Raw genomic sequence first — 22,553 nt, forward strand, 5'->3', positions numbered from 1 at the left:
GAATGCGACCCGGCCACCCGTAACGATCTGGTATGCGCCGAACGGGTGAGCTCTCAAGGGCCGGGAAGGGCCTATCCGGTGACCGGAACCGCTGCCTCGCGAGCGGCCTCGGGACCCTGTTCCAGCAGGACCGTGAAGCCGTCCTCGTCCAGAACCGGAACCTTCAGTTGCATCGCCTTGTCGTACTTGGACCCGGGGTTGTCACCGACGACCACGAAGTCCGTCTTCTTCGAAACGGAACCGGTCACCTTGGCGCCGAGGCTCTGGAGCGATTCTTTTGCGCCATCCCTGGTGAATTTCTCCAGGGTGCCGGTCACGACGACGGTGAGCCCTTCCAGCGGACGCGGCCCCTGGTCCTCTCCGGCCCCCGCGTCCTCCAGGACCACCCCGGCCTCGCGCCACTTGCGGACGATCTCGCGGTGCCACTCCTCGGCGAACCACTGCTTCACGGCGGTCGCGATGATCGCGCCCACCCCGTCGGCGGCGGCCAGCTCCGCCTCCGTGGCCTGCTCGATCCGGTCCAGGGAGCGGAACTCGCGGGCGAGGGCCTGGGCGGCGACCGGGCCCACGTGACGGATCGACAGGCCGTTGATGAACCGGGCCAGCGGCCGGGTCTTGGCGGCCTCGATGTTCGCCAGCATCGCCAGGGCGTTCTTCTTCGGCTCGCCCTTCTGGTTGGCGAAGACCGTGACGACCTTCTCCTCCCCCGTCTTCGGGTCCCGCTTGGGCAGCCCGCTGTCCGCGTCGCGGACGTACGCCTTGATGGGCAGCAGCCGCTCGATCGTCAGGTCGAAGAGATCGCCCTCGTCGGCCAGCGGGGGCTCGGCGGGCTCCAGCGGGCGGGTGAGCGCCGCCGCGGCGACCGCGCCGAAGTTCTCGATGTCCAGGCAGTCGCGGCCGGCGAGGTAGAAGAGGCGCTCCCGCAGCTGGGCCGGGCAGGTCCGGGCGTTGGGACAGCGCAGGTCGATGTCCCCCTCCTTCATGGCCCGCAGCGGCGTCCCGCACTCGGGGCACTCGGTGGGCATCACGAACTCCCGCTCGGTGCCGTCCCGCAGGTCGGCGACCGGGCCGAGGATCTCGGGGATGACGTCACCGGCCTTGCGCAGCACGACCGTGTCGCCGATCAGCACGCCCTTGGCCTTCACCACCTCCTGGTTGTGGAGGGTGGCGAACTCGACCTCGGAGCCGGCGACGGTGACCGGCTCGACCTGGGCGTACGGGGTGACGCGTCCGGTGCGGCCGACGCCGACCTTGATGTCGACGAGCTTGGTGTTGACCTCCTCCGGGGCGTACTTCCAGGCGATCGCCCAGCGCGGGGCGCGCGCGGTGGAGCCGAGCCGGCCCTGGAGCGGGATCTCGTCCAGCTTGACGACGACGCCGTCGATCTCGTGCTCCACGGAGTGCCGGTGCTCGCCGAAGTGCGCGATGAACTCCCGCACCTCGTCGAGGGAGCCGACCACCTTGTTGTGCCGGGCGGTCGGCAGGCCCCACCCGCGCAGCAGGTCATAGGCCTCCGAGAGCCGGGCGATGTCGAGGCCCTCGCGGGCGCCGATGCCGTGGACCACCATGTGCAGCGGGCGGGTCGCGGTGACCTTGGGATCCTTCTGGCGCAGCGAACCGGCGGCGGCGTTGCGCGGGTTGGCGAAGGGCTTGTCGCCGGCCTCGACCAGCCGGGCGTTGAGCCCCTCGAACGCCTCCATCGGGAAATAGACCTCGCCGCGGATCTCGACCAGGTCGGGGACGCGCTCGCCGCGGAGCCGCTCCGGGATGTCCGCGATGGTGCGGACGTTGGGCGTGATGTCCTCGCCGGTGCGGCCGTCGCCGCGGGTGGCGGCCCTCGTCAGCCTGCCGTGTTCGTACGTGAGGTTCACGGCGAGGCCGTCGACCTTGAGCTCGCAGAGGAAGTGGTGGTCGGGTGTGCCCACGTCGCGGGCGATCCGCTCGGCCCACGCGGCGAGTTCGAGGTCGTCGAAGGCGTTGTCGAGCGAGAGCATGCGCTCGCGGTGCTGGACGGCCGTGAACTCGGTCTCGTACGCGCCCGCGACCTTCTGGGTCGGCGAGTCCGGCGTGCGCAGCTCCGGATACTCCTCCTCCAGCGCCTCCAGGGAGCGCAGGAGCTCGTCGAACTCGCCGTCGCTGATGACCGGCTGGTCCTTCACGTAGTACCGGAAGCGGTGCTCTTCGATCCGCTCCGCCAGGTCGGCGTGCTTCTCCCGTGCCTCGGCGGGCAGGGCCCCCTGTTCGACTGCCACCGTTACTCGTCCTCCCGTTGCCTCGAAACCCTTACTCAGGGTTGTCCGCGAGCGATCTCGCCGCCCGGGCGCAGTGGGCGAGCGCGGCGCGGGCGTAGGCGGGTGAAGCGCCCGCGAGCCCGCACGTCGGGGTGACGACCACGGACTCGGCGAGAGTCCCCGGATTCAGCCCCAGCCTGCGCCACAGCGTCCTGACACCCATGACGCTACCCCCAGGGTCGGACAATGCCGTGTCGGTGGACGGCACCACGCCCGTGAAGAGCCGGGTGCCGGCCTCGACGGCCTCCCCGATCGTCTCTTCGTCACGTTCGGTGAGCAGGCCGAAGTCGAACGAGACGCCGGCTGCCCCGGCCCGGCGCAGCAGCGCGAACGGTACGTCGGGGGCGCAGGAGTGGACGATCGCCGGGCCGTCGTGGACGGCGATCACCTCGCGCAGGGCGCTCTCGACGACCTGCCGGTCGACGGCCCGGTAGGTGCGGTAGCCGCTGGCGGTACGGACGTGGCCGCGCAGGGCGGCGGTGAGGGAGGGCTCGTCGAGCTGGAGGACGATCCGGGCGCCGGGCACCCGCCTGCGCAGCTCGGCGAGGTGGTCGCGGAGTCCTTCGGCGAGGGAGCCGGCCAGATCGCGGCAGGCGCCGGGGTCGCCGAGGGCCGCCTCGCCGCCTCGCCGCTCCAGGGCGGCGGCGAGCGTCCAGGGGCCCACGGCCTGGACCTTGAGCGGCCCTTCGTAGCCCTGGGTGAACTCCTCCAGGGCGTCGAGGTCCTCGCCGAGCCAGGACCGGGCGCGCCGGGTGTCGCGGCCGGGGCGGTCGCTGACGCGCCACCCGCTGGGCTCCACGTGCGCGTACATCTCGACGAGCAGCCCGATGGTCCGGCCGATCATGTCGGCGCCGGGGCCGCGGGCGGGCAGCTCCGCGAGGAAGGGGAAGTCCTCGAAGGACCCGGCGACGGTCTTGGCGGCCTCCCGCGCGTCGCCGCCGGGCATGGACCCGACGCCGGTCGCGGGCCCCCAGCTGAAGGGCGTCTTCTCGGTGTTCTCGCTCACCCGCGAAGCGTACGCGGCGCGAGGGGCGGCCCCGGACGGACGGTGGGCGGCCGACGGCGGGCGTCCGGGCGTCCGGCCGGCCGGGACAGCGCCGCCGGCGCCCGCCGGCCCGGGCGGCCGCTTCGGCCGCCGGGCCCAGACCCGGGAGGGGCAGGGGGTCGGCGACCGGGCCGGCGGCCCCCGAGGAGAGTCCGGCCGCGGATCCGGAACGAGCCCCGAGGAGGTCCGAACACCGAGCCGGGACGGCGGCCACGCCGCAGCGTCAGCGGCCGGGGCGGACCGTCAGGTCGTTGATCTCCGCGTCGCGCGGGAGGTCGATCGCCGTCAGGATCGCCGTCGCGACCGACTCGGGGTCGATCCAGCGCGACGCGTCGTACGCCTTGCCCTCCTGCGCGTGGACCTTCGCCTGCATCGGGCTGGCGGTGCGCCCCGGGTAGACCGAGGTGACCCGCACGCCGTTCACGTGCTCCTCCTGGCGCAGGGAGTCGGCGAGCGCCTTCAGGCCGTGCTTGGAGGCGGCGTATGCCCCCCACTCGGCGTGGGCGTTGAGCCCCGCGCCGGAGTTGACGAAGACCACGTGGCCCTGGGTGACCCGCAGCTGCGGCAGGAAGTGCCGGGTCAGCTCGGCGGGGGCGACGAGGTTGACGTTGAGCTGCTGGTGCCAGGTCTTGGGGGTCAGCTCGCCGATCGGCCCGAGGTCGACGACGCCGGCGATGTGCAGCAGGCTGTCCACCCGGTCGGGGAGGCTCTGGTGCGAGAACGCCCAGGAGAGCCGGTCCGGATCGGCGAGGTCCCCGACGAGCGTGCGGGAGCCGGGGAACGCGGCCGCCAGCTCCTTGGCCCGACCCGCGTCGCGCGCGTGGAGCACGAGTTCGTCCCCGCGCGCGTGGAGCCGGCGCGCGACGGCCGCGCCGATGCCGGAGCCCGCTCCGGTGATCACATGAGTAGCCATGGGAGTCATGCTCCCACCCTCACCGGGTGCCGACGGACTCCTCCAGGTACGCGAGGGCTCCCACGCCGTCCTCGGCGAAGAAGACGAGGTCGGTGAGGGGCAGGGGCAGGAAGCCCTCCTCCTCCATGCGGCGGAACTGCGTCTTCAGACCGTCGTAGAAGCCGGCCGTGTTGAGCAGGACGACCGGCTTGGTGTGCAGGGCGTCCTTCTTCAGCTCCAGGATCTCGGTGGCCTCGTCGAGCGTGCCCGTACCGCCCACCATGATCACGATCGCGTCGGAGCGGGTGAGGAGCAGCGCCTTGCGTTCGGCGAGGTCCTTGGCGAAGACCATCTCGTCCGCGTCCGGGCGGGCCTTGGCGGCGAGGAACTCCACGGAGACGCCGACGAGCCGCCCGCCCGCCTGCTGGACCCCGTCGGCGACGACCTTCATCAGGCCGGAGTCGGAGCCGCCCCACACGAGGGTGTGGCCGGCCTTGCCGAGCAGGGTGGCGAACTCGCGGGCGGGGGTGGTGTAGCGCTCGTCGAGGTCGGCGGCGGAGAGGAAGACGCAGATGTTCATGGGCTCCACCGTAGGGCGTGGCCCCCGCGTCCGAGATTTTCCGGGATTTCGCGTCGGGCACCGATGAGTTCCGGTGACGGCGGCGGTCGTAACCGGCATGGACGAGGCGAGCAGCACGCTGAGCAGGGCCCGGGGGCGGGTCAGGTCGGGCGACGGGACGCGGATCGCGTACGAGCGGCACGGCGAGGGCCCGTGGGTGATCGTGGTGAGCGGCGCCCTCGGCACCGCCGCCGAGGAGCGGGCGCTGGCCGGGCTCCTCGCGCCGCGCTTCTCGGTGGTGACGTACGACCGGCGGGGCCGGGGCGGAAGCGGGGACTCCGGGCCGTACGCGGTGGAGCGGGAGATCGACGATCTGGCCGCCCTGGTCACCCTGGCCGGGGAGGCGGGCGACGGCGTGTGCGTGCACGGGACGGCGTCGGGCGGGGCGCTGGCGCTCGCCGCCGCGGCGGCGGGGCTGCCGATCGGGCGGCTTTCGGTGTACGAGCCGCCGTACGCCACGGACCCGGAGGCCGGGGAGGCCCACGCGGTCCTGGGCCGGCGGCTGGCCGGGCTGCTCGGCCGGGGGCGGCGGGGGGACGCACTGGACCTGTTCCTGGCCGACGCGATGGCGCCGGGGGCGCTGACGGCGCTGCGGGGGTCGCCGGCGTGGCCGGGGCTGGAGGCCCTGGCGCCCACCCTGGCGTACGACCACGCGATCCTGGGCGACGGGCAGGTGCCGTACGAGCGGCTCACGGCGGTGCACGCGCGCGTGCTGGTGGTCGACGGCGGTTTCAGCCCCGCCGGGACGCGGCGCGCGGCCGGGCTGGTCTCGACGGCGCTGCCCCGGGGCCGCCACCGCACGCTGACGGGTCAGACGCACCTGGTGGCGCCGCACGTCCTCGCGCCGGTCCTGGAGGACTTCTTCACGGAGGAGTGAGCCGCCGGGCGGCCGCCCGCCCCGGGTCGGGTCAGGTCAGACCGTCGTCGTCGTGCGGCGGGCCGTCGTCGCGATCGTCGCCGAGCCCACCACGCGGGTGCCGTCGTACAGCACGATCGCCTGGCCGGGGGCCACGCCCCGCACCGGCTCGTCGAACGCGACCCGCAGCTCGCCGTCGGCCGGCTCCGCCGTGACCGCGGTCTCGCCGCCGTGGGCGCGGAGCTGGGCGGTGTAGCGGCCGGGGCCCTCGGGGGCGGCGCCGCACCAGCGGGGCTTGATCGCCGTCAGGGCGGTGACGTCGAGCGCCTCGACCGGGCCGACGGTGACGGTGTTGTCCACCGGCGAGATGTCGAGGACGTAGCGCGGCTTGCCGTCGGGGGCGGGGTGGCCGATCCGCAGGCCCTTGCGCTGGCCGATGGTGAAGCCGTACGCGCCCTCGTGGCTGCCGAGCTTGCGTCCCGTCTCGTCGACGATGTCGCCCTCGGCCGTGCCGAGCCGGGAGGCGAGGAAGCCCTGCGTGTCGCCGTCGGCGATGAAGCAGATGTCGTGGCTGTCGGGCTTCTTCGCCACGGCGAGCCCGCGCCGCTCCGCCTCCGCGCGGATCTCGTCCTTGGTGGTGAGGGTGTCGCCGAGCGGGAACATCGCGTGGGCGAGCTGCTTCTCGTCGAGCACGCCGAGGACGTACGACTGGTCCTTGGCCATGTCGGAGGCCCGGTGCAGCTCGCGCGCGCCGTCCGCGCCGGTGACGACCGTGGCGTAGTGGCCGGTGCAGACGGCGTCGAAGCCGAGCGCGAGGGCCTTGTCGAGGAGCGCGGCGAACTTGATCTTCTCGTTGCAGCGCAGGCACGGGTTGGGCGTCCGGCCCGCTTCGTACTCCGCGACGAAGTCGTCGACGACGTCCTCGCGGAACCGCTCGGCGAGGTCCCAGACGTAGAAGGGGATGCCGATGACGTCGGCGGCCCGGCGCGCGTCGCGCGAGTCCTCGATGGTGCAGCAGCCGCGGGCGCCGGTACGGAAGGACTGGGGGTTCGCGGACAGCGCGAGGTGCACCCCGGTCACGTCGTGCCCGGCTTCGGCGGCGCGGGCGGCGGCGACGGCGGAGTCCACACCGCCGGACATGGCGGCGAGGACGCGGAGGGGGCGCTGGGGAGTCTGAGTCATAGCGCTACCAGGGTACGGGGCCGCGGGAACCACGGGCACGTGAGTAGGCGTTCACACCCACATGGGGACCGGGAAGAAGCGGGTGGTGGGACGGCGGGCCGTCCTGCTCGGCGGCGGCGCGGCCGTCCTGGGGACGGCGGTGCTGGCCCAGGACGAGCTGAGACGTGCCTGGTGGGGGCTGCCGGGCGCGCAGCGGAAGCGGGTCGAGGGTGAGCTCGACCACAAGGGCGCCGACTGGTCCGCGGCGGCCCGGGCGAACTGGCGGCGGGCGGACCGGCCCGCCGACTACACCATCGACCGGGTGGTGATCCATGTCGTCCAGGGCAGTTACGCCACGGCCCTGAAGGTCTTCAAGAACCCGGGCCACGGCGCGGCCACGCACTACGTCGTGCGCAAGGACGGCCATGTCGCGCAGATGATCCGCGAGCTGGACGTGGCCTTCCACGCCGGGAACCGGGACATGAACGAGCGGAGCATCGGCATCGAGCACGAGGGCTTCGTCGACCGGCCGCAGGACTTCACGACGGCGATGTACGAGGGTTCGGCGCGGCTGACCGCCGGGATATGCGTCCGGTACGGCATACCGGTGGACCGGGAGCACATCGTCGGGCACGTCGAGGTGGAGGGCACGGACCACACCGATCCGGGCCCGCACTGGGACTGGCCGCGCTACATGCGGCTCGTACGGGAGGCGTCGACGCGGGTGACGTGAGCCGGGCTCACGTCAGGCCGGCGGTGCGGGCCCGTTCGACGGCGGGGCCGATCGCCGCGGCGACGGCCGCGACGTCCTCCTTGGTGGAGGTGTGCCCGAGGCTGAAGCGCAGGGTGCCGCGGGCGAGGTCCGGGTCGGTGCCGGTGGCGAGCAGGACGTGGCTCGGCTGGGCGACGCCGGCCGTGCAGGCGGAGCCGGTGGAGCACTCGATGCCCTGGGCGTCCAGAAGCAGCAGCAGGGAGTCGCCCTCGCAGCCGGGGAAGGTGAAGTGGGCGTTGGCGGGGAGCCGGTCGACCGGGTCGCCGCCGAGGAGGGCGTCGGGGACGGCGTCGAGGACGGCGGCGATCAGCGCGTCGCGCAGGGCGCCGATCTCGCGGGCGAACTCCTCGCGCCGCTCGGCGGCGAGACGGCCGGCCACGGCGAAGGCGGCGACGGCGGGCACGTCGAGGGTGCCGGAGCGGACGTGGCGCTCCTGGCCACCGCCGTGCAGGACGGGGACGGGGCTGTGCTCGCGGCCCAGGAGGAGTGCGCCGATGCCGTAGGGGCCGCCGATCTTGTGGCCGGAGACGGTCATGGCGGCGAGGCCTGAGGCGGCGAAGTCGACCGGAACCTGACCGAAGGCCTGGACGGCGTCGGCGTGCAGGGGGACGTCGAACTCGCGGGCGACGTCGGCGAGTTCGCGTACGGGCAGGAGGGTGCCAATCTCGTTGTTCGCCCACATGACGGTGGCGAGCGCCACGCTGCCGGGGTCGCGGGCGATCGCCTGGCGCAGGGCCTCGGGGTGGACGCGGCCGTAGACGTCGACGGGGAGGTACTCGACGGTGGCGCCCTCGTGGGCGGCGAGCCAGTCGACGGCGTCGAGCACGGCGTGGTGCTCGACGGGGCTGGCCAGGACGCGGGTGCGGCGGGGGTCGGCGGCGCGGCGGGCCCAGTACAGGCCCTTGACCGCGAGGTTGTCGGCCTCGGTACCGCCGGAGGTGAACACCACCTCGCTGGGCCGGGCGCCCAGGGCGGCGGCGAGGGTCTCCCGCGCCTCCTCGACGGTCCGCCGGGCGCGCCGCCCGGCGGCGTGCAGGGAGGAGGCGTTGCCCGTGACGGCGAGCTGGGCGGTCATCGCCTCGATCGCCTCGGGGAGCATGGGCGTGGTCGCCGCGTGGTCGAGGTATGCCATGGTGCCTCGATTCTACGAGGACGCCGGGGCGTGGCCGGATCGCGCCCCTGGCTCGGGGCGCGCGGGCGGGGGTGCGAGGGCATGGGCCGGAGGCGGTGCGCCCGACCGGCCGTGCGGCCGGGGGCCGGTCGGCCAGCCTCGGACGGGTGGACCGGTGCCCCGCCGTGACGCTCAGGGGCGCGGGGCGCGGGCCAGTTGGCGGGACTGGGCGACCAGGCGGTCCGCGCTGTCCCAGACCTCGGCGTCCTCCTCCAGGAAGCCGCCCGCGAGGTTGCGGGTGGTGATGGAGACGCGCAGCGGTCCCGGGGCCGGGCGGCAGCGGATGTGGGTGGTGAGCTCGACCGTCGGGGTCCAGCCCTTGAGGCCCAGCTCGAAGGAGGTCGGCGGCAGCGCGTCGACGGTCAGGAGCAGGGAGAGCGCGTCGGGCTCGCGGCCGTCGGCGAGGCCGAACCAGCCGCGCATTTCGCCCTTGCCGGAGGGCGCGCCCACAGCCCAGCCGATCGTGGCCGGGTCGAGCTTGATGGCGAGCCGCTCGGTGATGGCGGAGGAGCCGGGGATCTTGGGCGCCGGGCCGTCGGAGGGGCCGAAGCAGTTCTCCAGGGGTGCGATGGCCGGCGGCAGCGCGGTGGTGCGCACGTCGTCGGGGAGCGCGTCGAGGTCTCCGTACGAGGCGAGGACGCGGATCCGCTCGACCTCGGTGCCGTCCTCGGCGTACTGGAAGAGGGACGCCTGGCCGGTGGAGAGCGTGCGGCCGGTCCGGACGGTCTCGGTGCGGATCACCGCGGGGCCGGGCACGGACGGCGTGAGGTAGTGCGCCGAGATCGTGAACGGGTCCGGGTGCGGCAGGTGGTCGCCGAGGGCGCGGCCGAGCAGGGCGAGGAGATAGCCGCCGTTCACGGCGTGGATGATGGTCCACCCCGCCGAGAGGTCGGCGTCGTAGACCCCGGGGGCGCGGAGGGTGACAGCGGTGTCGCGGTCGAACTCGCTCGTCGCCGCGCTCGTCGCCGCGGCCGTCTCGGTGCTCGTGCTCATGGGCCCGACGGTACCGCAGGAAACTACTGAGCGGTAGCTTTTTCGGGGTCCTCGCGGGTGGAGGAGCGGCGGTTCCACGCCCGGGGCGCCCGCCAGTGGTAACGCATGGCGAGCAGGCGGAGGACGAACGCGGTGACGACGGCGGTCCCGCTGGTGAAGGCGTTGAGGGTGTCGAAGCGGATGCACAGGACGACCATCGTGGCGCCGACCATGGCGGGCACGGCGTAGAGGTCGCGGTCCCAGCGGAGCAGGGACGGCACCTCGTTGGCGAGGACGTCGCGCAGGACACCGCCGCCGACGGCGGTGGCGAGCCCGAGGGCGGCGGAGGAGGTGAGCCCGAGGCCGTACTCGTACGCCTTGGTGGTGCCGGTGACGCAGAAGAGGCCGAGGCCCGCCGCGTCGAAGACGTTCACCGCGTTCTGGGTGCGCTCGACCTGCGGGTGGAGGAAGAAGACCAGCACGGTCGCGACCAGCGGCATGAGGAAGTAGCCGAGGTCGGTGAAGGCCGCGGGGGGTACGGCTCCGATGATCAGGTCGCGCAGGAGGCCGCCGCCGAGGGCCGTGACCTCGGCGAGGACGGCGATGCCGAAGACGTCGAAGTTCTTGCGGACGGCGAGGAGGGCGCCGGAGATGGCGAAGACGAAGATGCCGACGAGGTCGAGCGCGTGTTGAACGGAGGGGGTGAACAGTTCGTGGAGCACCGGACAGTTCTACCGTGTACGGCTCACGGCCGGTGCCCCTGGTGGGGGGCACCGGCCGTGAGCCGTCCACGCGCGGCGCGCCGCTCAGGCCCCGTCGGCCGCGCTCGCCTTCTCCGGCTCCGGCGTCTTCTGCCTCGGGAGCGGGGTCTCGCCCTCGGCCGTCGCCGCGTCCGCCGCGTCCGACGTCTCCGCCAGCGCCACCGTCACCGCCTCGATCCCCGTCGCCCGGGTCCGCTCCACCGTGCCCGCCGCGATCTCGGCGGCGAAGTGGCAGGCCACCTTGTGCCCGTCGCCCAGGTCGGTGAGAGCCGGCCGGTCCGTCGCGCAGAGCGTCTCCTGCTTCCACGGGCAGCGCGTGTGGAAGCGGCACCCCGTCGGCGGGTCGGCCGGCGAGGGAAGGTCGCCGTGGAGCAGGATCCGCTCGCGCCGGTCCTCGACCTCCGGGTCCGGGACCGGGACCGCCGACATCAGGGCCTTGGTGTACGGGTGCTTGGGGCCCTCGTACAGCGCGTCGCTCGGCGCCTCCTCGACCAGCGAGCCGAGGTACATGACGCCGATGACGTCCGAGATGTGGCGGACGACCGCCAGGTCGTGGGCGATGACGAGGTACGTGAGCCCCAACTGCTCCTGGAGCTCCTCCAGGAGGTTGATCACCTGTGCCTGGATCGACACGTCGAGCGCGGAGACCGGCTCGTCGCAGATGATCACGTCCGGTTCGAGGACCAGGGCGCGGGCGATGCCGATGCGCTGGCGCTGGCCGCCGGAGAACTCGTGCGGGTAGCGCGACAGGGCGTTCGTCGGGAGGCCGACCCGGGCGAGGATCGCCTTGATCTTCTCCCGGCGCTCCTCCTGGTCGGCGCCGATCCCGTGCGCGGCCATGCCCTCGCTGAGGATGGACTCGATGTTCTGGCGCGGGTTGAGGCTGCCCAGCGGGTCCTGGAACACCATCTGGAGGCGGCGGCGGAACCGGCGCATCTCCTCGTCCGGGAGCTTGGCCAGGTCCGTACCGTCGAAGACGACCTCGCCGTCGGTGATGTCGACGAGCCGCAGCACCGCCCGGCCCAGGGTGGTCTTGCCGCAGCCCGACTCGCCCACCAGACCGTAGGTCTGGCCGGCCTCGACGCTCAGCGAGATGCCGTCGACGGCGTAGACGTGGCCGACCGTGCGGTTGAAGACCACGCCCTTCTTGACCGGGAAGTGGACCTTCACTCCCTCGAGTTCGAGCAGGCTCATGCCGGGACCTCCGACTTGTCCGACGTGGGGAGGACCGGGTTGACGCAGCGCACCTGGTGGCCCGCGGTGCGCGGCTCGGTCAGTTCGGGGGTGCCGGTCAGGCACTCCATCGTGTAGTGGTCGCAGCGGGGCGCGAAGGCACAGCCGTCCGCCCAGGCGATCTTGTCGTTGATGGAGCCCCGGATCGGGTTGAGCGGCTCGCCGCGCGGTGCGTCCAGGCGCGGGATGGAGCCGAGCAGCCCGTGGGCGTACGGGTGGGTGGGGTGCGCGAACAGCTCGCGGCGGCCCGCGGACTCCACCGCCCGCCCGGCGTACAGGACGTTCACCTCGTCGCAGAGACCGGCGACCACACCCAGGTCGTGGGTGATCATCAGCAGGGCGGTGCCCTCCTGGTCGACGAGCTCCTTGAGGAGTTCGAGGATCTGCGCCTGGATGGTGACGTCGAGCGCGGTGGTCGGCTCGTCGGCGATCAGCATCCGTGGCGCGCAGGCCACGGCCATGGCGATCAGCGCGCGCTGGCGCATGCCGCCGGAGAGCTGGTGCGGGTACTCCTTGAGCCGGCGCGCCGGGTCGGGGATGCCGACCCGTTCGAGCAGGTGGGCGGCCTCCTTGCGGGAGGCCTCGCCCTTGAGCCCGCGGTGGCGCTGGAGGATCTCGGTGACCTGGACGCCGATCGGGACGACCGGGTTCAGGGAGGACAGCGGGTCCTGGAAGATCATCGCGAGCTGGCTGCCGCGCATGTCCCGGCGCTTGCGCGGGGACATGGTGAGCAGGTCCTGGCCGTCGAATTCCGCGCGGCCGCCGACCCTCACGCCCTTGGCCGGGAGCAGGCCCATGAGGGCGAGCGAGGTCACGGACTTGCCGCAGCCCGACTCGCCCACCAGACCGACGACCTGACCCTGGTCGACGGCGAAGGAGACGCCGTCGACGGCCGTCGAGTCCTTGCGGCCCTTGGCGGTGAAGGTGACGCTGAGTTCGTCAACAGTGAGCAGTGCCATGGGACTTCAGCCTCGCAGCTTCGGGTCGAGGGCTTCGCGCATGGCCTCGCCGAGCAGGGTGAAGCCAAGGGCGGTGATGATGATCCCGATGGCGGGGTAGGCCGCCATCATGGGCTCGTTGTCGAAGAACCGCTCGGCCTGGGCGAGCATGACGCCCCACTCGGGGATAGCCGGGTCCGGGTTGCCGAGGCCCAGGTAGGACAGGGCCGCGGCCTCGATGATCGCGGTGGCGAGGCTGAGCGTCGCCTGGACGATCACGGGGCTCAGCGAGTTCGGCAGGATCTGGGTGAGGACGATCCGCTTCTTGCGGATGCCGAGCGCCTTGGCCGCGAGGACGTAGTCGGAGCTGCCCTGGACGAGCATCGAGCCGCGCAGCAGCCGCGCGAAGATCGGGATCTGCACGACACCCACGGCGATCATCACGGTGGTGAGGGACTGGCCCATCACCGCCGCGATGGAGACGGCGAGCAGCAGCGACGGCAGCGACAGCATGATGTCGGTGAAGCGCATGACCACCGTGTCGATGCGCTGCCCCGTCTTGCCGCCGAGGGTCGCGGCCGCGCCGGAGAGCACCCCGACGACCGCGCCGACGAGCAGGCCGATGAGCATCGACACCACGCCGACCATCAGGGTCTGCCGGGCGCCGACCAGGATGCGGGAGAACATGTCGCGGCCCAGGTGGTCGAGGCCGAACCAGTTCCCGTCCCGCGCGCCGACGAACTCGCCCCGGTTGGCGAAGACCTCGCCGCGCCACGTCTGGGCGGACGGGCTGAACGGCGCGATCCACGGCCCGACGATCGCGAGGATCACGAACAGACCGATGATCACCGCGCCGATGATCGCCATCTTGCTGGCGCGGAGCCGGCGCATGGCCTCGCGCCACAGGCTGGCGCCGCTGGTGGCCTCGGACGTCTGCATCAGCTCGGCGAGCCGATCGATCTTGTCGGCCTTCTTCGTCAAGGTCGTCACGTCAGTGCACCCGCACTCTCGGGTCGATGATGCTGTACGCGAGGTCGACCAGCAGGTTGATGAGGACGTACACCATCGCGATGAAGAGGATGAACCCGACGAGCACCGGGTAGTCGCGGGCGTCGATGGAGGTGCGGATGAAGTTGCCGATGCCGTTGAAGGAGAAGACCGACTCGGTCAGCACCGCGCCCGACAGCAGGCTGCCGGTCAGCAGGCCGACGGCGGTGACCACCGGCAGCAGCGCGTTCCGCAGCACGTGACGGCCGCGCACCGTCCGCTTGTCCAGACCCTTGGACTCCGCGGTACGGATGTAGTCCTCGCCGAGCACTTCGAGCACGCTGGCCCGGGTCATCCGCACGATGACGGCGAGCGGGATGGACGAGAGCGCGATGGCGGGCAGGATCAGGTGGTGGATGGCGTCCCAGCTGGCGTCCAGCTCACCGGTCAGCAGGCCGTCGAGGACGGCGAATCCGGTGACGTCGGTGGCGTCGATGCCGGTGGTGAGCCGTCCGTAGCTCGGGAACCAGTGCAGCTGCACGGCGAAGATGCCCTTGAGGATCAGGGCGAGGAAGAACACCGGGATGCAGATGCCGATCAGCGACCCGGAGACGGAGGCGACGTCGAGCCAGCCGCCGCGGTGCTTGGCCGCCAGGTAGCCCATCGGGATGCCGACGACGATGGCGATGAGGATGGCGACGATGCTCAGTTCCACCGTGGCGGGGAAGCGGGTCGCGAACTCGTCCCACACCGGCTGGCCGGTCTGGGTGGAGGTGCCCAGGTCGAGCTCGGCGATGCGCTTGAGGAAGCGGGCGTACTGCACCCAGACGGGCTGGTCCAGGCCGAGGGCCCGGTTGATGCGCGCCACTTCGGCTTCGGTCGCCCGCTCGCCCAGGATCGCCGAGGCGGGTCCGCCGGGCAGCCGGTTCAGCCAGAGGAAGAGCAGAACCGACAGGCCGAGCAGGGTGGGTATGAGCTGTAGCAGTCTTCGTACGACGAGTCGCAGCACCCCGCGTGCCCCTTTCTTACGTGCGTCGATGCGGGTCCGCCCGGCCACCGAGGTTCCGTGGCCGGGCGGACCCGCTGGAGTGCGATTACTTGAAGGAGACCTCGGCGAAGTTCTCCTGCGTCAGCGGGGAGACCTTCGGCGGGTTGACGTTCTTGGCGAAGGCGATGGCCGGCGGGGAAGCCGAGATCGGGACGCCCGGGACGTACTCCATGATCGCCTCGTTGGCCTTCTTGTAGGCCTCGACGCGGCCCGCGGGGTCGGTGACCTTGGAGGCGGCGTTCACCGCGTCGAAGACCTTCTTCTCGTTGAAGCCCCACTGCTTGTCCGGCCCGGCGAACCAGGTGCCGATGAAGTTGTAGCCGTCGTTGAAGTCACCGGTCCAGCCGAGCATGTGCAGGGCGCAGGAGCCCGCCTCGGTGGCGTCCAGATAGTCCGGGGCCCACTTCATGGCCTTCGGGGTGACCGTGATGCCGGCCTTCTCCAGGTCGGCCTTCATGCGCTCGAACATGTCCTGCGGGGCCGGCATGTACGGGCGGGTGACCTCGGTCGGGTAGCAGAACTCGATCTTCAGCTTCTCCTCACCGGCCTTCTTGAGGAGCTCCTTGGCCTTGGCGGTGTCGAACGGGTAGGTCTTCACCTTGTCCGAGAAGCCGGCGACCGTGTCGGGCATGAACTGGCTCGCGGCCTTGCCACCCTCGGGCAGCTGCGTCTTGACGATGCCCTCGCGGTCGATGGCGTGCGAGATGGCCTGCCGGACCTCGGGCTTCTTCAGCGCCGGGTTCTTCGACTGCGTCATGCCGACGTAGAAGATGTTGAAGACGTCACGGGTCGGGACCTTGTAGCCCTCGCCCTCCAGCGTCTTCACGTCCGCGGGCGCGACCAGGTCGTAGCCGTCGATGTCACCGGCCTGCAGCGCCTGACGGCGGCCGGCCTCGGTGTCGATCGTGCGGAAGACCAGGTTCTTCACCTTGGCCTTCTCACCCCAGTAGTCGTCGAAGCGCTCCAGGGAGACTTCCTTGTTCCCCTTGTTCCACTTCACGATCTTGTACGGGCCGGTGCCGGCGACCGTGCCGGCCTCCTGGCTGTACTTGGGGTACGTGATCGCGTCGCCCTTGGCGGTCGCGTCCTGCTTGGCGTACTCCTGGAGGGCCTTCGGCGAGTGGATCGCCAGCGCCTGGAGGGAGAAGCCGCCGGGCAGGTTCGCCGAGGGCTCGTTGACCTCGATGACGGCGGTGTTGTCGTCCTTGGCCGTGCAGGACTTGTAGTTCGCCTTGGGGGCTTCCTTGTCCTCGTTCTTCGCGAAGCCGCCCATGATGGTCTGCCAGTAGTAGGAGACCGCGCTGGACTGGTAGGTGCCCTTCCAGTTGAACCAGTGGTCGTAGTTGGCGCAGACCGCCGCGGCGTTGAACGCCTCGCCGTCATGGAACTTCACGTTCTTGCGGAGGTTGAACGTCCACACCGTGCCGGCCGGGTTGCTCTCCCAGGTCTCGGCGAGGCCGCCGACGAGCTTGCTGCCGCCGGACTCGTGCTCCAGCAGCGCCTCGAAGGCCTGCCGGGTCACGCGGAACGTCTCACCGTCGCTGGCGAGGGCGGGGTCGAGGGAACCGGGGTCACCGGCACCGGCGAAGACGAAGGTGTCCTTCGCGCCGGCCTTGTCCCCGTCCTTGCCGCGCTCACTGGAGCACCCCGTGGCGATCAGGGTGACGGCTGCCGCCACCGTGATCGCCCGGACCGTACGGGACGTGTGTATTCGCATGGGCCCACCCCAGGTTCCGCCGTGAGAGGTCTTGACCGGCCGAACACTACCGACGGGGAACCAGCTGGAGAACAGTCCGGATAGCGGTGATACCTAGTCGAGACCCGGACACTCGCCAAACCGGACGGATCCGGGACAAGTGCGCTGCCCGAACGAACGCCCCTGTCATTGAGTCGAGTTCGCCGGTCAGGAGTGGCGGGGCGGGTAGCCGTACCCCGGGGCGGGCGGCGCCGGGGAGGCGTGGGCGTCGCGGTCGTAGAAGGGGCGCGCGTTGGCGCGCAACCACATCGCCACCGGGTCGTACTCGTCGGACATGGCGACCGTCGAGACGGGCAGCCCGTCGGGGACGGCGGAGACCGACTGCCGCATCATCGCCCGCACCGCGTCGACCGAGGCCGGGGAGGTGTCGTAGAGGTCGAGGCCGATGGCGAGGTACGGGGAGCCGAGCGCCGGCTGCACCCAGGCGCGCCGGAGGGCCCGCACGGCGGGGGTGCGGTGCGCGTTCTGCGTCAGCTGGGCGTAGAACCGGGGCAGCTCCAGGGCGGGTTCGGTCAGCCGGAGCGGACCGGCGGGCATCCGGTCGAGTCCGGTGGCGATCCTGCGCAGGTCGGCCCAGGGGATGCCGACGCCGCCGCCGGAGTCGTGCGGGTTGAGCCAGATGCCCCAGCGGTCGGGGTAGAGGGCGCGGGCGATCTCGCGTCCGGTGACCACCTCGTGGGCGCGGTTCCAGCCGGAGGCGGCCAGCTCCTGGGCGGAGGTGACGCAGGGGGCGTAGCCGAGGCCCTCGACCTCCATGTTGCCGTACTGGGCGTCGGGCGACCCGGCCTGGCCGTGCCAGAGGAGCATCCACACGTCGCCGTCGGCGAGGGCGTGCAGCAGCCGCTCGTACGCGTCGTAGCGTCCGGGTGCCACCTGGCGCAGCATGTGCTCGACCTGTCCGGCCGCGGCCGTGCCTGACGCGCTCACCTGTGTTCCGCCCCTCGTCCGTCCATCGGTCCAGCTTCCTGACGTGTCATGCCGTGATGCCCGGCTCAGCCGGCGGTGCGCTGGTAGAAGGGGCGCACCCGTTCCAGCATCCAGTCGGCCACGGGGTCCTGCGCAACGTCCAGGAGGATGAGATTGACCGGCCAAGCCACCTCGACGCGGCCGAGCGCGCGGCCGAGGGCGTCCAGCGGGGCGTTGCGGTCGACGCCGTCCCAGGCGGCGAGCTGCACGCCGACGAACAGGGCCGGTTCGGTGCCCTCGACGCTGGCCAGGGCGCGGCGGGCGCTCAGCACGATGCCGGTGGCCTCGAACTCGGCGGCCGCGGCGGAGAGGAAGTCGACGGGGTCGTCCTGCCAGTCGGGCTCGAAGAGCCGGACCCGGCCGCCGGTGGCGGGGCCGTCCAGCGGGGTGCGGCCGGTCCGGCACAGCTCGGCGACGGCGGGCGGGGGCAGCGGGGCCCCGACGGTGCCGCCGGGGTTCACGGCGATGCCGAGCTGCGGGGGGAGGCCGCGGGCGAACTCGCGGGCGGGCGCGACGGTGAAGGACATGTGGCCGCCGACGCAGGCGAGGAACTGCTGCTCGGAGCTGAAGACGGGGACGTAGGGGACGCCGTCGATCTCCATGGTGGGGAGGTCGAGGTCGGTGCTCTCGGGGCTGCCGCCGTTGGGCAGCGGGACCCAGACCGGGCTGCGTCCGAGCACCTCGACGAGGCGGCCCCCGGCGGCGGGGTTGCCGAGCGAGGCGGCCAGCACCTCTTCGAGCTCATTGCCCGGCCACGTAACGTCCACGGTCCTCGGTCCCCTTCTCGCGCGTCCGGCTCACGCGCCCTCGGGGCAGAACCCTAATGCCGCCCTGACGCCGCCGTGGCCAAAAGCATACGGAGCGCGTCGGTCGCGGGCGCCGTCCGAGGCTCCCGGCCGGGCGGTGCGGGGATCGTGCCCGCCGGGGACGGGCTGGTCAGGGGGTGGTCAGCCGGCCTCGCGGAAGCAGATCTCGCGCAGGGCGGCGGCGGCGTCCCGGTCGAGCAGGGTGGCCGAGGCGCAGCCCCTGGGCAGCCGGCCCGCCTCGACGGAACGCAGCAGCCGGCCGACCGAGCGGCGGTGCCGGGCGAAGGCGTATCCGGAGACGCCGCGGCCCCGGTCGCGCTGGCCCTCGCGGGCGGCGGCCGGGGTGACGTCGAGCAGGATCAGATGGAGGGCGCTGCCGCGGCGGCGGGCCTCGCGGGCGAGCCATTCGCGCACCCAGGACTGGGTGCCGCAGTCGTGGACGATCACGCTCCGGCCGGCGCGCAGCTCCCGGCGCAGCCCGGCGTAGTGCGCGATCCGGACCAGGGGGCGGTAGACGGCGTACGGGAGGACGCCGGGCATCCGGGCCTCCCAGCGCTCCCGGGCGTCCTGCGAGTCGATGCCGCGGCCGCCGGCGGCGCGGCGCATCAGCGTCGACTTGCCGCTGCCCGGCAGTCCGGAGACGACGACGAGGTCCCCCGGGGCGAAGGCGAGGACCCGGGGCCCGTGTCCGTCCCGGTCGCGCAGGTCCCGCAGCAGGCGCGCGGAGGCGCCGCGCCGACGGGTCCTGGCCCGGGCGCGCGGGGCCGGTACGGCCGTACTGGTCGCGTAGGCGCCGGTTCTCTGGAACGTCATCGCTTCTCCCCCTGTCGGGTCGTGAAGACCCTTCCCCAAGAAGTGTAAAGAGACAGTAATGAGGCACAAGCGATTTGCCGACGAGGACCCGCGTGCAATGATGTGCGCGCCAAGCGCACACAACCACATACCGGCCGCTCGAATCCGCGCGGGAGAGTCCTGGACGGGCCGCAGCAGCGCTGCGGCGGTCCGGGCGCCGAAGGAGCAAGACCCTCCCTTGAATCTCTCAGGCCCCGTACCGCGCGGATGAGGCAGATCTGAAAAGCGGGCGCGCTCGTCGCGCCCCACCCAAGGTGCAAGCCGAGGATGCTCTCGGTGAACCTCTCAGGTTCCATGACAGATGGGGAGGATCGTCCTCGTCGTCATGATCTTTTTCGCCCTGGGACCCGGGAGCCACACCCATGAGCACTGCCGCCCCCCGCCTGACCGCCCTCGATGCCCTGCATCGCTCCCTGGGCGCGACCATGACCGACTTCGCGGGCTGGGACATGCCGCTGCGCTACGGCAGCGAGCGCGACGAGCACAACGCCGTCCGCGCCAAGGCGGGCCTCTTCGACCTCTCGCACATGGGAGAGATCACGGTCACCGGTCCGCAGGCCGTGGAGCTGCTCGACTTCGCCCTGGTCGGCAACATCTCGACCGTGGGCCCGGGCCGCGCCCGCTACACGATGATCTGCCAGGAGGACGGCGGCATCCTCGACGACCTGATCGTGTACCGGCTCGGCGAGAGCGAGTACATGGTCGTCGCCAACGCCTCGAACGCCCAGATCGTGCTGGACGCGCTCACCGCGCGGGCGGCGGGCTTCGACGCCGAGGTGCGCGACGACCGCGACGCGTACGCGCTGATCGCCGTCCAGGGCCCGGAGTCCCCCGGCATCCTGGCGTCGCTGACCGACGCCGACCTGGACGGTCTGAAGTACTACGCCGGGCTGCCCGGCACGGTCGCCGGGGTCCCCGCGCTGATCGCCCGTACCGGCTACACCGGTGAGGACGGCTTCGAGCTGTTCCTGAAGCCCGAGCACGCCGAGGGCGTCTGGCGGGCGCTGACCGAGGCGGGCGCCCCGGTCGGCCTCATCCCCTGCGGGCTCTCCTGCCGCGACACGCTCCGCCTGGAGGCGGGCATGCCGCTGTACGGTCACGAGCTGACCACGGGTCTGACCCCCTTCGACGCCGGTCTGGGCCGGGTCGTGAAGTTCGAGAAGACGACCAACGACGGCGACTTCGTCGGCCGCAAGGCCCTGGAGGCGGCCGCCGAGCGGGCCGCGGCCAGCCCGCCCCGCAAGCTGGTCGGCCTGGTCGCCGAGGGCCGCCGCGTGCCGCGGGCCGGCTTCGCGGTCGTGGTGGACGGCCGGGTCGTCGGCGAGATCACCTCGGGCGCCCCCTCCCCCACCCTCGGAAAGCCGATCGCCATGGCGTACGTGGACGCGGCACACGCCGAGCCGGGCACGCAGGGTGTAGGTGTGGACATCCGTGGCACCCACGAGCCGTACGAGGTCGTGGCGCTGCCGTTCTACAAGCGTCGGAAGTGACGTCGGCGCGGCCGGGGGATCCGGCCGCGCGCCCCTCCGCCGGCCGGCGCCCCGCCGCCTCCCGTCTCATCTCTCGTCTCATTTCGCAAGACCCACGTTCATCAGCACTCCCCCGATCCAGGAGAATCAGGTCATGAGCAACCCCCAGCAGCTGCGCTACACCAAGGAGCACGAGTGGCTGTCGGACGCCGAGGACGGCGTCTCGACGGTCGGCATCACCGAGTACGCGGCCAACGCGCTCGGGGACGTCGTCTACGCCCAGCTCCCCGCGGTCGGCGACACCGTCACCGCGGGCGAGACCTGTGGCGAGCTGGAGTCGACGAAGTCCGTGAGCGACCTGTACTCCCCCGTGACCGGTGAGGTCGTGGCGGCCAACGAGGACGTCGTGAACGACCCCTCCCTGGTGAACACCGCTCCGTTCGAGGGTGGCTGGCTCTTCAAGGTACGTGTCACGGGCGAGCCGGACGATCTGCTCTCCGCCGACGAGTACGCCGCGTTCTCCGCCGGGAACTGAGACCCCTTAGGGATCGATCCATGTCGCTTCTGAACACTCCCCTCCACGAGCTGGACCCGGACGTCGCCGCCGCCGTCGACGCCGAGCTCGACCGCCAGCAGTCCACCCTCGAGATGATCGCCTCGGAGAACTTCGCTCCGGTCGCGGTCATGGAGGCCCAGGGCTCCGTCCTCACCAACAAGTACGCCGAGGGCTACCCGGGCCGCCGCTACTACGGCGGCTGTGAGCACGTCGACGTGGCGGAGCAGATCGCCATCGACCGGGTCAAGGACCTCTTCGGCGCCGAGTACGCCAACGTGCAGCCGCACTCCGGCGCCTCCGCGAACCAGGCCGCGCTGTTCGCGATCGCCCAGCCCGGCGACACGATCCTGGGTCTGGACCTGGCCCACGGCGGTCACCTCACGCACGGCATGCGGCTGAACTTCTCGGGCAAGCAGTTCAACGTGGTCGCGTACCACGTGGACGACGCCGGCCTGGTCGACATGGCCGAGGTCGAGCGCCTGGCGAAGGAGCACCGCCCCAAGGTGATCATCGCGGGCTGGTCCGCCTACCCGCGTCAGCTGGACTTCGCGGAGTTCCGCCGGATCGCCGACGAGGTCGAGGCGTACCTGTGGGTCGACATGGCCCACTTCGCCGGTCTGGTCGCCGCCGGGCTGCACCCCAACCCGGTGCCGTTCGCGGACGTGGTGACCTCCACCACGCACAAGACGCTGGGCGGGCCGCGCGGCGGCATCATCCTGGCGAAGAAGGACTTCGCGAAGAAGCTGAACTCCTCGGTCTTCCCCGGCTTCCAGGGCGGCCCGCTGGAGCACGTGATCGCGGCCAAGGCGGTCTCCTTCAAGATCGCGGCCTCGGAGGAGTTCAAGGAGCGCCAGCGGCGTACGGTGGAGGGTGCCCGCATCCTCGCCGAGCGTCTGGTCCAGGACGACGTCACCACGCACGGCGTCTCGGTCCTGTCCGGCGGCACGGACGTGCACCTGGTCCTGGTGGACCTGCGCAACTCCGAGCTGGACGGCCGGCAGGCCGAGGACCGCCTCCACGAGGTCGGCATCACGGTCAACCGGAACGCGATCCCGAACGACCCGCGTCCGCCGATGGTCACCTCCGGTCTGCGGATCGGCACGCCGGCGCTCGCGACCCGCGGTTTCGGCACCGAGGACTTCGCCGAGGTCGCCGACATCATCGCGGAGACCCTGAAGCCCGGCTTCGACGGGGACAAGGCCCAGGCGCTCAAGGCCCGGGTCTCCGCGCTGGCCGAGAAGCACCCGCTGTACCCGGGTCTGAAGTAGTTTCGTACGCTTTAGTTCCGGTTTCGTTCGTACGCAGTTCCGGGGCACCGCGCACACTGGACAGTGAGCGCGGTGCCCCACCCCGTGTTCCACGCTTGTTTCCGCGCTTTTCTGCTCCACCCCGGCAGACAACG

At 72.0% G+C, this 22,553-nt stretch carries 21 protein-coding genes and 1 riboswitch; of the genes, 5 read left to right on the plus strand and 16 right to left on the minus strand.

The window, feature by feature from the left end; all coding sequences use genetic code 11:
- Positions 1-71 precede the first annotated feature (71 nt).
- The 4 genes from ligA to ACZ6RC_RS30280 form a co-directional block, all read right to left on the minus strand.
- Positions 72-2,252 carry an NAD-dependent DNA ligase LigA gene (gene ligA, locus ACZ6RC_RS30265; RefSeq protein WP_391139009.1) on the minus strand — a complete coding sequence of 727 codons (2,181 nt, stop codon included), beginning with the start codon at positions 2,250-2,252 and terminating at the stop codon, positions 72-74.
- 31 nt (positions 2,253-2,283) lie between these two features.
- Positions 2,284-3,297 carry a methionine synthase gene (locus ACZ6RC_RS30270; RefSeq protein ID WP_469589171.1) on the minus strand — a complete coding sequence of 338 codons (1,014 nt, stop codon included), beginning with the start codon at positions 3,295-3,297 and terminating at the stop codon, positions 2,284-2,286.
- 262 nt (positions 3,298-3,559) lie between these two features.
- The gene (locus ACZ6RC_RS30275) at positions 3,560-4,258 is read right to left on the minus strand and encodes an SDR family oxidoreductase (RefSeq protein WP_391139013.1); all 699 of its coding nucleotides are present in this window, start codon (positions 4,256-4,258) and stop codon (positions 3,560-3,562) included.
- 10 nt (positions 4,259-4,268) lie between these two features.
- A complete protein-coding gene (locus ACZ6RC_RS30280; protein ID WP_469589175.1) occupies positions 4,269-4,808 on the minus strand; it encodes an LOG family protein in 540 nt (179 codons plus the stop codon).
- 97 nt (positions 4,809-4,905) lie between these two features.
- Between ACZ6RC_RS30280 and ACZ6RC_RS30285 the strand changes: the two genes are divergently transcribed.
- Positions 4,906-5,724 carry an alpha/beta fold hydrolase gene (locus ACZ6RC_RS30285; RefSeq protein WP_469589284.1) on the plus strand — a complete coding sequence of 273 codons (819 nt, stop codon included), beginning with the start codon at positions 4,906-4,908 and terminating at the stop codon, positions 5,722-5,724.
- A gap of 36 nt (positions 5,725-5,760) precedes the next feature.
- On the opposite strand, the gene mnmA is transcribed toward ACZ6RC_RS30285, so the two are convergent.
- Positions 5,761-6,885: a tRNA 2-thiouridine(34) synthase MnmA gene (gene mnmA, locus ACZ6RC_RS30290; RefSeq protein WP_469589178.1), complete on the minus strand. Its 1,125-nt coding sequence runs from the start codon at positions 6,883-6,885 to the stop codon at positions 5,761-5,763.
- 61 nt (positions 6,886-6,946) lie between these two features.
- On the opposite strand from mnmA, the gene ACZ6RC_RS30295 reads away from it, so the two are divergent.
- Complete coding sequence (locus tag ACZ6RC_RS30295; RefSeq protein ID WP_391139019.1) at positions 6,947-7,597, plus strand: N-acetylmuramoyl-L-alanine amidase; 651 nt, start codon at positions 6,947-6,949, stop codon at positions 7,595-7,597.
- Positions 7,598-7,604: 7 nt separating this feature from the next.
- On the opposite strand, the gene ACZ6RC_RS30300 is transcribed toward ACZ6RC_RS30295, so the two are convergent.
- The 11 genes from ACZ6RC_RS30300 to ACZ6RC_RS30350 form a co-directional block, all read right to left on the minus strand.
- Positions 7,605-8,768: a cysteine desulfurase family protein gene (locus tag ACZ6RC_RS30300; protein ID WP_469589182.1), complete on the minus strand. Its 1,164-nt coding sequence runs from the start codon at positions 8,766-8,768 to the stop codon at positions 7,605-7,607.
- Positions 8,769-8,939: 171 nt separating this feature from the next.
- Positions 8,940-9,800: a thioesterase family protein gene (locus ACZ6RC_RS30305; RefSeq protein WP_391139023.1), complete on the minus strand. Its 861-nt coding sequence runs from the start codon at positions 9,798-9,800 to the stop codon at positions 8,940-8,942.
- A gap of 23 nt (positions 9,801-9,823) precedes the next feature.
- Positions 9,824-10,501, minus strand: a complete 678-nt coding sequence (locus ACZ6RC_RS30310) for a trimeric intracellular cation channel family protein (protein ID WP_391139025.1) — start codon at positions 10,499-10,501, stop codon at positions 9,824-9,826.
- Positions 10,502-10,585: 84 nt separating this feature from the next.
- On the minus strand, positions 10,586-11,734 hold the full coding sequence (locus ACZ6RC_RS30315; protein WP_469589187.1) for an ABC transporter ATP-binding protein: 1,149 nt from the start codon (positions 11,732-11,734) through the stop codon (positions 10,586-10,588).
- Positions 11,731-12,732, minus strand: a complete 1,002-nt coding sequence (locus tag ACZ6RC_RS30320; RefSeq protein WP_391139030.1) for an ABC transporter ATP-binding protein — start codon at positions 12,730-12,732, stop codon at positions 11,731-11,733. Before ACZ6RC_RS30320 ends, ACZ6RC_RS30315 begins: the two co-directional genes overlap by 4 nt.
- Positions 12,733-12,738: 6 nt before the next feature.
- Positions 12,739-13,701, minus strand: coding sequence for an ABC transporter permease (locus tag ACZ6RC_RS30325; protein WP_391139032.1), 963 nt, complete (start codon positions 13,699-13,701; stop codon positions 12,739-12,741).
- 1 nt (position 13,702) lies between these two features.
- Positions 13,703-14,707 (minus strand): ABC transporter permease, encoded by a 1,005-nt coding sequence (locus ACZ6RC_RS30330; protein ID WP_391139034.1) that lies wholly within the window; start codon positions 14,705-14,707, stop codon positions 13,703-13,705.
- An 85-nt stretch (positions 14,708-14,792) separates the two neighbouring features.
- On the minus strand, positions 14,793-16,463 hold the full coding sequence (locus ACZ6RC_RS30335; RefSeq protein ID WP_391139036.1) for an ABC transporter substrate-binding protein: 1,671 nt from the start codon (positions 16,461-16,463) through the stop codon (positions 14,793-14,795).
- 186 nt (positions 16,464-16,649) lie between these two features.
- Positions 16,650-17,429 carry an enhanced serine sensitivity protein SseB C-terminal domain-containing protein gene (locus ACZ6RC_RS30340; RefSeq protein ID WP_391139038.1) on the minus strand — a complete coding sequence of 260 codons (780 nt, stop codon included), beginning with the start codon at positions 17,427-17,429 and terminating at the stop codon, positions 16,650-16,652.
- Positions 17,430-17,494: 65 nt separating this feature from the next.
- Complete coding sequence (locus ACZ6RC_RS30345) at positions 17,495-18,235, minus strand: enhanced serine sensitivity protein SseB (RefSeq protein WP_391139040.1); 741 nt, start codon at positions 18,233-18,235, stop codon at positions 17,495-17,497.
- Positions 18,236-18,415: 180 nt separating this feature from the next.
- Complete coding sequence (locus ACZ6RC_RS30350) at positions 18,416-19,087, minus strand: AAA family ATPase (RefSeq protein WP_469589195.1); 672 nt, start codon at positions 19,085-19,087, stop codon at positions 18,416-18,418.
- Between the two features lie 139 nt (positions 19,088-19,226).
- Positions 19,227-19,338: riboswitch (glycine riboswitch) on the plus strand.
- Positions 19,339-19,488: 150 nt separating this feature from the next.
- On the opposite strand from ACZ6RC_RS30350, the gene gcvT reads away from it, so the two are divergent.
- The 3 genes from gcvT (at position 19,489) to ACZ6RC_RS30365 (ending at position 22,419) form a co-directional block, all read left to right on the plus strand.
- Positions 19,489-20,616: a glycine cleavage system aminomethyltransferase GcvT gene (gcvT, locus tag ACZ6RC_RS30355; RefSeq protein WP_469589199.1), complete on the plus strand. Its 1,128-nt coding sequence runs from the start codon at positions 19,489-19,491 to the stop codon at positions 20,614-20,616.
- A 133-nt stretch (positions 20,617-20,749) separates the two neighbouring features.
- A complete protein-coding gene (gcvH, locus tag ACZ6RC_RS30360) occupies positions 20,750-21,130 on the plus strand; it encodes a glycine cleavage system protein GcvH (RefSeq protein ID WP_391139046.1) in 381 nt (126 codons plus the stop codon).
- Positions 21,131-21,150: 20 nt separating this feature from the next.
- On the plus strand, positions 21,151-22,419 hold the full coding sequence (locus tag ACZ6RC_RS30365; RefSeq protein WP_391139048.1) for a serine hydroxymethyltransferase: 1,269 nt from the start codon (positions 21,151-21,153) through the stop codon (positions 22,417-22,419).
- Positions 22,420-22,553: the final 134 nt, after the last annotated feature.

The sequence above is a fragment of the Streptomyces sp. NPDC048353 genome (assembly GCF_055587165.1).